This is a genomic window from Micromonospora salmantinae (assembly GCF_022230905.1).
GTDB lineage: Bacteria > Actinomycetota > Actinomycetes > Mycobacteriales > Micromonosporaceae > Micromonospora > Micromonospora salmantinae.
Genome location: NZ_JAKKFG010000040.1, coordinates 206749 through 217141 on the forward strand (window position 1 = coordinate 206749; position 10393 = coordinate 217141).

Genomic DNA, 10393 nt, shown 5'->3' on the forward strand with positions numbered 1-10393 from the left:
GGCATCGGGGCGATGCGGACGTGGGGGCATGCCGGCAGCCTGCCGACCACCGACTGGCCACCGGAACCCCTGTGGACAACCCGGCCCGCGCATGCCGCCGGACCTGTGGACAACCATGAATCCGCCGGCCGATCGTGCTATGGGGCGCGAGGCGGGGCGGGAGGTGGGGCGCGGCGGTCGGGGTCAGCTGAGGGCGGTGGAGATGGCTCGGGCGGCGGCCAGCACCTGGGGGCCGATGGTGTCGACGTCCAGCGGGGCGAGCGCGACCACGCCGACGCTGGCCTCCAGGCCGGGTACGCCGAGCACCGGTGCCGCCACCCCGTACGCCCCGGCCTGCAACTCCCCGCTGCTACTCACCGGCTCGGCCGCCCCGGCCCGACCGGCCAGGATCGCCCGGCCGGCCGCGCCCCGGTCCAGTGGATGCCGTGCCCCGGACCGGTAGGCGACGTGGAACGACGTCCAGCTCGGCTCGACCACGGCCAGGGCGACGCCCTCGCCACCTTCGACGACGGTCAGGTGTGCGGTCGCGCCGGCCTGCTCGGCGAGGCGGCGTAGCGCGGGCAGCGCACCCTCGGCGAGCAGCGGCTGGGCCCGCCGGGCCAGGTGCAGCAACCCGGCACCGAGGCGCAGCCGACCGTCTCCGTCCCGACGCAGCATGCCGTGCCCGGTCAGCGCACTGACCAGTCGGTAGACGGCGGCCCGGCCGACGCCGAGCCGATTCGCGGCCTCGGTGACGGTCAGACCGCCAGAGGCGTCGGCGACCAGGTGCAGCAGCCGCAACCCCCGGTCCAGCGTCTGCGACGTCTCGGCGGGGGTGGTGGGCTTGGCTGGCGGGTCACCGGAGCCACCGGAGCGTGCGGTCGCATCCACGCCTGGCAGCGTACGACCCGGCACCGGCGGACCCGGACAGGCACGGACAGCTACCCTTGTACGGTGACGCTACGCCTGTATGACACCGCCACCCGATCGGTGCGGGACTTCGTCCCGCGGGAAGCCGGCAAGGTGGGGGTCTACCTGTGTGGTCTCACCCTTCAGGCCCCGCCGCACATCGGTCACCTTCGCTCCGGCGTCAACTATGACGTCCTGCGTCGTTGGCTGTTGGCCGCCGGCTACGAGGTCACCTTCATTCGCAATCTGACCGACATCGACGACAAGATCCTGGTCAAGGCGGGCGAGCAGGGTCGTCCGTTCTGGTCGATCGCGTACGCCAACGAGTTGCTGCTCGCCGAGTCGTACCGGTCGTTGAACGTGCTGGCGCCCAGCTACGAGCCGCGCGCCACCGGGCACATCCCCGAGATGCATGAGCTGATCACGAAGTTGATCGCCGACGGGCACGCGTACCCGGCGAGTGACGGCTCCGGCGACGTCTACTTCGACGTGGCGTCCTGGCCGGCGTACGGGTCGCTGTCGGGCCAGTCTCCGGACGCCATGCAGTCCGCCGGGGACGCCCCGGACCGGGGCAAGCGGGATCCGCGCGACTTCGCGCTGTGGAAGGGTGCCAAACCGGACGAGCCGGCGGACGCCTACTGGCCTTCGCCGTGGGGGCTGGGCCGTCCGGGCTGGCACATCGAGTGCTCGGCGATGTGCTGGCGCTATCTCGGCCCGGAGTTCGACATCCACGGCGGTGGCCTGGATCTGACGTTCCCGCACCACGAGAACGAGATCGCCCAGTCCCAGGCGGCCGGGTTGCCGTTCGCCCGCTACTGGGTGCACCACGGCCTGCTGAGCATCGGCGGAGCCAAGATGGGCAAGTCCGCCGGCAACGCGCTGGGCCTGGCGTACGTGGACTCGCTCGGAGTGCGGCCGGTGGAGCTGCGTTACTACTACGCCGCCGCGCACTACCGCTCGGTGATCGACTACTCGGAGGATTCGCTGCGCGACGCGGCCACCGCGTACCGGCGGATCGAGGGTTTCGTGCAGCGGGCCGCCGAGCGGGTCGGCGCCGGGCAGCTCGGTGAGCTGCCCACCGGGTTCGTCGCGGCGATGGACGACGACCTCAACACGTCCGCCGCGCTGGCCGTGCTGCAACAGCACATTCGGGACGGCAACACCGCGCTGAGCGTCGGCGATGATGTGACCGTCCGCACCACGCTGGCCGTGGTGCGGGCAATGCTGGATATTCTCGGGATCGACCCCCTCGACCCGGCCTGGACCGGTGGCGGCCGATCGGACGACCTTCGTGCCGTGGTGGACTCCCTGATCGCGCTGGCCCTGGAGCAGCGCGCGCAGGCGCGGGGCCGCAAGGACTGGACCGCCGCGGACGCCGTGCGTGACCAGCTCAAGCTGGCCGGCGTGGTGGTCGAGGACACCCCCCAGGGCCCCCGTTGGACTATTGGAGAGCAGGACTGATGGCCGGCAACTCGCAGCGCCGTGGCCGGCGACTGACGTCGAAGGCAGGCGCCCCCAAGGGCACCGGCGGCAAGAACAAGGACTCGTTGGCCGGGCGGGGTCGCACCCTGCCCGCGGACGAGCGGCCGTGGCACAAGGGCTACTCGGGCACCGAGAAGCTGCCCCAGCGCACCGCCTGGAAGCAGGACAAGGAGCGCCGCGCCGCGGCCGAGGAGGGGCGCGCCCCCAAGATCGGTCAGCCCGGCAGCAAGGACACCACCTGGGGCCGGGGTGGCGGTCGGGGCGTACCGGTCGGCCGGGGTGCCGCCACCGGCGGACGGGGCGGCAAGCCCACCGGCCGGTCCGGCCCCCGGGTCACGCCGGGGCGTAAGTCCAACCCGTCCAAGGACACCCCGGAGCTGCTTGTCGGGCGTAACCCGGTGCTGGAGGCGTTGCGCGCCAACGTGCCGGCGACGGCGCTCTACACGGCCCAGGGCATCGACATGGACGACCGGATCAACGAGATCATCCGGACCGCCGCCGACCGGGGCATCGCCAACCTGGAGATCAGCCGCGCCGAGTTGGACCGGATGACCGGCGGGGTGCTGCACCAGGGCGTCGGCTTGCAGGTGCCGCCCTTCGCGTACCAGCCGTTCGAGGACATGGTCGCCGCTGCCCTGGAGCAGCAGGCCCCGCTGCTGGTCGCGCTGGACGGTGTCACCGACCCGCGCAACCTGGGCGCCGTGATCCGGTCGGCTGCCGCGTTCGGTGCGCAGGGTGTCTTCGTACCCGAGCGTCGTGCCGCCGGGATCACCGCGACCGCCTGGCGGACCAGTGCCGGCGCGGCCGCGCGGGTGCCGGTCGCACAGGTGACCAACCTGACCCGGTCGCTGAAGGCGTGCCGCGACGCCGGCTTCATGGTCGTCGGCCTGGATGCCGACGGCGACACCGACCTCTACAACCTGGAGGCCGCTGTCGGTCCGCTGGTGGTGGTGGTCGGTTCCGAGGGGCGCGGTCTTTCCCGCCTGGTCGGGGAGACCTGCGACCTGACCGTCAGCATCCCGATGATCTCCGAGGTCGAGTCGCTCAACGCCAGCGTGGCGGCGGCGGTCGCCCTGGCCGAGGTCGCCCGCCGGCGCTCCGTCGAGCTGTAGCGCACGTCGAACGAAGGCCCCCTCCCGCCGAGCGCGGGAGGGGGCCTTCGTCGTCAGGTGCCCAGGCAGGGTGAGAAGCCAGTTTCGGTACGACGAAGGGGCGGCCCGCCGAAGCGGACCGCCCCTGTCGGTACGGCGTTACGTCAGATCCGGCCGCCGGTGGAGGCGTGGAAGACGTGGCTGCGACCGGCAACCGGCCTGACGAACACGGTGTCACCCATGTTCGGCATGTTGCGCCGGTCGGTGCGGACGACGAAGCGCTCCGAGTTGCCACCCAGCGCGGCGTGGCCGTAGACGTTGGCGTCGGAGCCGAGGTCCTCGACCAGCTCGACCACGACCGGCATGCCGCCCTCGGTCGGGCTGACCAGCTCGCAGTCCTCCGGGCGGAAGCCCACGGTGACCTTGCCGTCGCCACCCTCGGCGCGGGCCGCCTCGACCTGCTCGCGGGTCAGCGGGATCTGCAGCTCGGCGAACTCGGCGCCCCGCTCGTTCAGCGGAACGGTCTTGATGTTCATGGCGGGCGAGCCCATGAAGCCGGCGACGAACACGTTGGCCGGGGTGTCGTAGAGCGCCCGCGGGGTGTCCACCTGCTGCAGGACACCGTCGAGCAGCACCGCGACCCGGTGACCCATGGTCATGGCCTCGACCTGGTCGTGCGTGACGTAGACCGTGGTGACGCCCAGCTTGGCCTGCAGGGACGCGATCTGGGTACGGGTCTGCACGCGGAGCTTGGCGTCGAGGTTCGACAGCGGCTCGTCCATGAGGAAGACCTGCGGCTCGCGGACGATCGCCCGACCCATTGCGACACGCTGACGCTGACCACCGGAGAGCGCCTTCGGCTTACGGCTGAGGTACTCCTCCAGCTGGAGCAGCCCGGCCGCCTCCTTGACCCGCCGGTCGATCTCCGACTTGGAGGTCTTGCGCAGCTTGAGGGCGAACGCCATGTTCTCGTACACCGTCATGTGCGGGTAGAGGGCGTAGTTCTGGAAGACCATCGCGATGTCGCGGGCCTTCGGGGGAAGGTGGGTGACGTCACGCTGGTCGATGTAGATCGAACCGGCGTCCACGTCCTCCAGGCCGGCGAGCATCCGCAGGCTGGTGGACTTACCGCAACCGGAGGGGCCGACCAGGACGAGGAACTCCCCGTCGCCGATCTCGAGGTCCAGCTCGTTGACGGCGGGACGCTCTTGGCCCGGGTAGACCCGGGACGCCTTGGAATAGGTGACAGTAGCCATGGTGAAGCGCTTCCTTTCACCGGCAGGAACGTGCCGGACGATCCGAGTGAAGGAGCAACCGGCACGTGTCCGTGCCGGTTCAGCGGACGGCGGCGCGGTCGCGGGGGCGCCCGGTCGTCGTCCGTGTCAGTGAACCGTAAACGCGTTTACCCGTGCTGCCAAGGCGGGGGCCGCCCAGCCCACCAGGCGGGCTACGCATTCCGGTCACTCGGGCACGGTCAGACATCAATCGACGCGGTGTCAAACGAGTCTGCGTCGGGTTGTTGACGATTCCCGTGCTCGGGAGGCATCGCGATCGGGATTACCGGACGTCAGTCGCTATGCTGACCTCGACGCACGCGCCCCTGTAGCTCAGCTGGCCAGAGCACTCGCCTTGTAAGCGAGATGTCGCCGGTTCGATCCCGGCCGGGGGCTCCAATTACATCAGACCTATCCGAGCGGCACCGCTCTGCCTCTGCCGCGCCGTCCCCGACGTCCGCGGTGAGCTGGTCGCGGCAGCAAACAGCCACCGCGGCTGCTCCGGATTGAGCGGCGCGCCACCCGACCGGACGACGCAGTTTCCGGCGCTAACCTGGGGCCGGAGCAGCGCGGAGCGGGACGGGGGCAGATGAGTCGGGCGGTGGAGGAGTCGAACCGGGCGATGCTGCGCGCCCGGGACGCGATGGACCGGGCGTACGCCGAGCCTCTGGACATTCCCGCGTTGGCCCGGATCGCGCACGTCTCGCAGGCGCACTTCATCCGTACCTTCCGGGCCACCTTCGGTGAGACCCCGCACCGCTATCTGCAACGCCGTCGGGTGGAGCGGGCGATGTCGCTGCTGGTGGAGACCAACCGGGACGTGACGGACATCTGCTACGCCGTCGGCTTCGGTAGCCTGGGCACGTTCAGTCGGACGTTCCGGCAGATCGTCGGGGAGTCGCCCTCGGATTTCCGGCGTCAGCGCTTGGCGCCGGCCAACGTGCCGTCGTGCTTCACCAAAGCCTGGACCCGACCCAGCAGTTTTGGATAAGCCGCAGGTCACGGCCTACCTCTAGCGTCATGGGCATGACGATGAACGCGATCAGCCGCTCCCAGATCTACGTCCTCGACCAGGACGCCGCGCTTGACTTCTACGTCAACAAGCTCGGCATGGAGGTCAACACCGACCAGGACCTCGGCTTCATGCGGTGGCTCACTGTCAACCTGCCCGGCGACCCGGAGCGCGAGATCCTGTTGGAGAAGCCCGGCCCGCCGGCGCTGGACCCGGCCACCGCCGAGCAGGTCCGGGAGCTGCTCACCAAGGGTGCCCTCGGCGGGTACCTCTTCATGACCACTGACGACGCCCGCAAGACGCACGAGGATCTGGTGGCGAAGGGCGTCGAGATCACCGACGAGCCGACCGAGCGCCCGTACGGGATCGACTTCGGCATCCGGGACCCGTTCGGCAACCGGATCCGCATCGGCCAGATGTTCCCCGGGGCGTAGGGGGCGGGCGATGAGCCAGGCCGCGGCGTTTCCCGTGGTACGACCGACCGCCGTCGGTCGGGACCGCATGCTGTTGATCGGCGGGGTGTTCGCCGGTCCGATCTTCGTCGGCTCGGCGATCGCGCAGGCGGCTACCCGGGATGGCTTCGACTTCCGTCGCCACCCGGTCAGCGTCTTGAGCACCGGAGAGCTGGGTTGGATCCAGATCGTCACGTTCCTGGCCACCGGGGTGCTCTGCGTGCTGGCCGCCCAAGCGCTGCGCCGCCGTACCAGCGAAGGCGGCGGATCGGTCCGGCTGCCCCGACTGCTCGCGCTGTACGGCCTGGGCCTGGTCGGGGCGGCGATCTTCAGCGCCGACCCGGCCGACGGGTTCCCGGCCGGTACGCCTCGGGGCGCCGGTGAGATCAGTTGGCACGGGGGCCTGCACTTCCTGGTGGCGGCGGTCGCCTTCGTGTCGCTGATCGTGGCGACAGTGGTGGCAGCCCGTCGGGCCGCACGGCAGGGGGCGCGCGGTCGAGCCGCGTACAGCCTGGTGACCGGGATGTTCTTCGCGGCGGCCTGGGTGACGCTGATCGTCCGGCCGGCACCGGCCGTGATGGTGGCGTTCGGCCTGGCGGTGACGGCCGGCTGGCTGTGGGTGTCGGTCACCTTCGCGCGGGCGGCGTCCGGTCGGGCCGACTGAGCCGACGGCCGCAGGACCGGGAGGTACGGGTCGAACTCGTACCTCCCGGTGTGTTGAGGTGGGGCATGGTGACCCGGTTGCTGTACCTGACCCGACACGCCGAGCAGGATCTCTCCGAGCCGAGTGGATCGGAGGCAGGCGAACCGGATACCGGCCTGTCGGAGCGCGGCCGGCGGCAGGCCACCCTGCTGGGCGAACGCCTGCGGGCCCGGCGGTTCGCCGCCGTCCACCACGGGCCGCTGCGCCGGGCCGCGCAGACCGCCGAGCTGGTCGCCAAGTCGCTGCCCGACGTTCCGGTGTACGAGACGGAGCTGGCCGGCGACCACCTCCCACACGACACGGATCCGGCTGGCCTGCCGCCCGCGTACGCCGAATTCCTGACGCAGTTCTCGGCGGCCGAGCGGGTCGACGGGCCGCGGGTGACGGCGGACGCGGTGCGGCGGTTCGCCGGCCCGGTCGCCGAGGGGCCCGCCGGCGGCGAACCGGTCCGCGAGCTGGTCGTGACGCACAGCTTCCTGATCGCCTGGCTGGTGCGGCACGCCCTCGACGCGCCGGAGTGGCGGTGGCTGGGCTTGAACACGCACAACGCGGGGCTGACAGTCATCCGGTACAGCGCGGCCGGCCCGGCGAATCTGGTCGCCGTCAACGACGTGGCCCACCTACCGCCGGAGCTGCGGGGCACTGGCCTGCCCTCGGACTATCTGGTGTGAGTGCCGGTGGTCCGCAGAAGCAGCTTGACCACCGCCTGGGTGGCCGGCGGCGGGGTGCCGTCGGCCGGGCAGTCGGCGTACCCGGTGTCGTTGCTGGCCACGGTGAGGCGATAGTTCATCGCGTCCGAGCAGTTGGTCGCGGTGGTCGGCCGCCGCGCCTCGGTGGCGAGCCGGGGGTCGGCGGCCAGCCCCGCCAGGATGCCCTGATCGGCAGGGGTGAGCCGGCCGAGGCTCCGGCTGCCGGCCCGGTCCGTCACGGTCCACTGGCCATCCGGCTCGACGACGATGGAGTCCCCGCGCCCGGCGAAGCCACCGGAGATTCGTAACGTCACTCGGGGGGCCACACCGCTGGCCCCGGCGCTGACAGTGGGGGCGGTCGTCGGCTGCGAGGTGCCGGTGGCCGGGGCGGCCGGGCCGGTAGCGGTGGTGGCCGACGGCTGGGTCGGGGTGGTGGTGGGGGCTCGGTCGACGCTGGTGCAACCGGTCAGAAGCGCGGCCAGGAACGCGACCGTGACGGCGGTCGTCGATGCGAGTCTCATCTCCGTCGGACGCGCGACCCCAACCGATGGTTCCCCCCATCCGACCGGAAGCGGTCCGCGCCGTTCTGGCAATCTTGGACCCTCTGCGCTAACGAAAACTGTCCAAGATTGCTCCAGCAGTGCGCCTGCGCCGGGCCGGACTGATCGTCTTCGCTAGGGTCGCCGCACCCGACGCGCGACGTCGGCGACCAGATTGGCGGCGTCGCCCCTCGGGGGCGCGGGAAGGAGCGGACGTGTCGGACGCGGAGTTGACGGTCGAGGTGGCCGGGCCGGTCGCCACCGTGGTGATGCACAACCCGGCTCGGCGTAACGCGATGACCGCCGCCATGTGGCGTCAGCTCCCCGAACTGCTCGACCGGCTGGAGCCCGACCCCGACGTACGGGCGTTGGTGCTCACCGGTGCCGGCGACGCCTTCTGCGCGGGCGCCGACCTCGGTGACCTGGCCGAGCTGTTGGACGCCGGTGACGCCAGCATCGCGGTGGCCGCCGAGGAACGGCTGGCCCGGTTCGCCAAGCCGACCGTCGCGGCCATCCGGGGTGCCTGCGTCGGCGGTGGGGCTCAGCTCGCTGTCGCCTGCGATCTGCGGATCGCCGCCGACGACGCCCGGTTCGGCGTACCGCCGGCCCGGCTCGGGCTGGTCTATCCGGCACCGACGACGCGCCGGCTGGCCCGGCTGATCGGCCCGTCCGCCGCCAAGCATCTGCTGTTCACCGCCGAGCTGATCGACGCCGAGCGCGCCCTGCGGATCGGCCTGGTCGACGAGGTGTTGCCGGCCGACCGGCTCGCCGTACGGGTGGACGAGCTGACCGCGACCATCGCCCAGCGTTCGCCGCTGAGCATCGCCGCCGCGAAGGAGATCATCGACGAGCGGGCCGAGCCCGCACGGATCGCCTGGTGGCACCGGAAGGTGACGACGACCGGCGAGGCCAGGGAGGGGGTAGCGGCGATGACCGAACGCCGACAGCCCCGCTTCGCCTGGCGGCCACCGACCGAACACTGACCGCGTCTGGTCGCACCGCCGGCGGTTGGTTCGTCAGGCTGCTGCTCCGAGAAGCCCGCCGGGGGCGAGGCATTGCTGCGGGACCACCCGGATCTGAGCGGACGCTAGCTGAAGCCGGTCCCACTCATTGCGAGATTTCGATCCCGGGTATCCGGTTCTCAGGCCGGTACGGCAGGCTGTCCGTCGTGCAGCGTGATCAGTTGCTCGCGGGCCGCTACCGGCTCCTGGAGCGCCTCGGCAGTGGCGGCATGTCGGAGGTGTATCGGGCGTACGACGAGGTGCTCGAGCGGGACGTGGCGGTGAAGGTGCTCGTCGCCTCGGACACCAACGCCCGACAGCGGATCCGAGGCGAGGCCAAGGCCGCGGCTCGGTTGTCGCATCCCCACGTCACAAGCGTCTACGACTACGGCGAGTCGGCGCTGGACGGAGCCCAGGTCCCGTTCGTGGTGATGGAGTTGCTCGGCGGTCACACCCTCGAACACCGGTTGGTGGCCGGGCCGTTGCCGCCGCGCGCCGGTCTGCGGGTGTGCGCCGAGGTGGCCTCGGCCCTCACCGTCGCGCACGGGCAGGGGTTGGTGCACCGCGACATCAAGCCGAGCAACGTGATGCTCACGCCGTCCGGCGCGAAGGTGCTCGACTTTGGCATCGCGGCAGCCGCCGGCGCGCCAGAGATCGACTTCGAGGGGCGGCTGCTGGGCACGCCGGCGTACCTGGCGCCGGAACGGCTGCAGGCCGGCGAGGTGCTGCCCGCCAGCGACGTGTACGCCCTCGGCCTGCTGCTGTACCGGGTGCTCACCGGCCGGTTGCCGTGGCCCGCCGAGGCGCAGACCGGGATGCTCCGCGCGCACACGCACGTCGAACCGGACCCGCTGCCCCCGATCGACGGTATACCGCCCGAGGTGCACCGGCTCTACCGCTGGTGCCTGGCCGGCGACCCCGCCGACCGGCCGTCGGCCGCCGACGCGGCCCGCATATTGCTCGCCGTCGCCAGCGGGGCCGCCCCCGAGGCGGCTGCCGGTGCCGCTGCCTCGGCGGCAAACGTCGCCGAGCACGCCGGCCCCGAGCCGACTGGCCCCAAGCCGGCCGGTACCGAGGAGGCCGGCACCGAGGAGGCCGGCACCGAGGAGGCCGGCACCGAGGAGGCCGGCACCGAGGAGGCCGGCACCGAGGAGGCCGGCACCGAGCCGACCGGCGATTCGGTGGCGCGGATGAGGCGCGGGCCGTGGCGTCGGGGGCGAGCCATCCTGACGGTCGGCGGAGCCGTGATCGCCGCGGTGGCG

Annotated in this window: 11 protein-coding genes and 1 tRNA gene; 9 read left to right on the forward strand and 3 right to left on the reverse strand. The window is 71.7% G+C overall.

All coding sequences use genetic code 11. From position 1 onward, the window contains the following. Nucleotides 1-183: 183 nt before the first annotated feature. Nucleotides 184-870: an IclR family transcriptional regulator gene (locus PSH03_RS23785; RefSeq protein ID WP_210780864.1), complete on the reverse strand. Its 687-nt coding sequence runs from the start codon at nt 868-870 to the stop codon at nt 184-186. A 63-nt stretch (nt 871-933) separates the two neighbouring features. On the opposite strand from PSH03_RS23785, the gene cysS reads away from it, so the two are divergent. Both cysS and rlmB read left to right on the forward strand, forming a co-directional pair. Next, nucleotides 934-2349, forward strand: a complete 1416-nt coding sequence (cysS, locus tag PSH03_RS23790; protein WP_238690459.1) for a cysteine--tRNA ligase — start codon at nt 934-936, stop codon at nt 2347-2349. Beyond that, the gene (gene rlmB / locus PSH03_RS23795) at nt 2349-3482 is read left to right on the forward strand and encodes a 23S rRNA (guanosine(2251)-2'-O)-methyltransferase RlmB (protein ID WP_196920053.1); all 1134 of its coding nucleotides are present in this window, start codon (nt 2349-2351) and stop codon (nt 3480-3482) included. Before cysS ends, rlmB begins: the two co-directional genes overlap by 1 nt. A gap of 143 nt (nt 3483-3625) precedes the next feature. On the opposite strand, the gene PSH03_RS23800 is transcribed toward rlmB, so the two are convergent. Then, nucleotides 3626-4717 carry an ABC transporter ATP-binding protein gene (locus tag PSH03_RS23800; protein ID WP_210780867.1) on the reverse strand — a complete coding sequence of 364 codons (1092 nt, stop codon included), beginning with the start codon at nt 4715-4717 and terminating at the stop codon, nt 3626-3628. Nucleotides 4718-5057: 340 nt separating this feature from the next. Here PSH03_RS23800 and PSH03_RS23805 point away from each other — a divergent pair. From PSH03_RS23805 to PSH03_RS23825, 5 genes are all read left to right on the forward strand, one after another. Then, nucleotides 5058-5134 (forward strand) — tRNA-Thr (locus PSH03_RS23805). Between the two features lie 190 nt (nt 5135-5324). Then, nucleotides 5325-5726, forward strand: a complete 402-nt coding sequence (locus PSH03_RS23810; protein WP_210780868.1) for a helix-turn-helix domain-containing protein — start codon at nt 5325-5327, stop codon at nt 5724-5726. A gap of 35 nt (nt 5727-5761) precedes the next feature. Further along, the gene (locus PSH03_RS23815) at nt 5762-6181 is read left to right on the forward strand and encodes a VOC family protein (protein ID WP_210780869.1); all 420 of its coding nucleotides are present in this window, start codon (nt 5762-5764) and stop codon (nt 6179-6181) included. A 10-nt stretch (nt 6182-6191) separates the two neighbouring features. Then, a complete protein-coding gene (locus tag PSH03_RS23820; protein ID WP_210780870.1) occupies nt 6192-6863 on the forward strand; it encodes a DUF998 domain-containing protein in 672 nt (223 codons plus the stop codon). 65 nt (nt 6864-6928) lie between these two features. Further along, complete coding sequence (locus tag PSH03_RS23825; protein WP_238690460.1) at nt 6929-7573, forward strand: histidine phosphatase family protein; 645 nt, start codon at nt 6929-6931, stop codon at nt 7571-7573. Here PSH03_RS23825 and PSH03_RS23830 read toward each other — a convergent pair. Then, nucleotides 7561-8112, reverse strand: coding sequence for a hypothetical protein (locus PSH03_RS23830; protein WP_238690461.1), 552 nt, complete (start codon nt 8110-8112; stop codon nt 7561-7563). The genes PSH03_RS23825 and PSH03_RS23830 overlap by 13 nt on opposite strands. Before the next feature lie 233 nt (nt 8113-8345). Between PSH03_RS23830 and PSH03_RS23835 the strand changes: the two genes are divergently transcribed. Together PSH03_RS23835 and PSH03_RS23840 are read left to right on the forward strand one after the other, a co-directional pair. Further along, entirely contained in the window at nt 8346-9113 is a 768-nt protein-coding gene (locus PSH03_RS23835; RefSeq protein ID WP_308194395.1) for an enoyl-CoA hydratase/isomerase family protein, read from the forward strand. A 185-nt stretch (nt 9114-9298) separates the two neighbouring features. Then, a partial coding sequence (locus PSH03_RS23840; RefSeq protein ID WP_238690462.1) for a serine/threonine-protein kinase occupies nt 9299-10393 on the forward strand: 1095 nt, incomplete at its 3' end.

What these genes read in the sequence shown, in the direction of transcription:
- PSH03_RS23810 (WP_210780868.1), top strand. Translation starts at nt 5,325, where the DNA reads ATGAGTCGGGCGGTGGAGGAGTCGAACCGGGCGATGCTGCGCGCCCGG.
- PSH03_RS23820 (WP_210780870.1), top strand. Translation starts at nt 6,192, where the DNA reads ATGAGCCAGGCCGCGGCGTTTCCCGTGGTACGACCGACCGCCGTCGGT.
- rlmB (WP_196920053.1), top strand. Translation starts at nt 2,349, where the DNA reads ATGGCCGGCAACTCGCAGCGCCGTGGCCGGCGACTGACGTCGAAGGCA.
- PSH03_RS23830 (WP_238690461.1), bottom strand. Translation starts at nt 8,112, where the DNA reads ATGAGACTCGCATCGACGACCGCCGTCACGGTCGCGTTCCTGGCCGCG.
- PSH03_RS23825 (WP_238690460.1), top strand. Translation starts at nt 6,929, where the DNA reads ATGGTGACCCGGTTGCTGTACCTGACCCGACACGCCGAGCAGGATCTC.
- PSH03_RS23815 (WP_210780869.1), top strand. Translation starts at nt 5,762, where the DNA reads ATGACGATGAACGCGATCAGCCGCTCCCAGATCTACGTCCTCGACCAG.
- PSH03_RS23800 (WP_210780867.1), bottom strand. Translation starts at nt 4,717, where the DNA reads ATGGCTACTGTCACCTATTCCAAGGCGTCCCGGGTCTACCCGGGCCAA.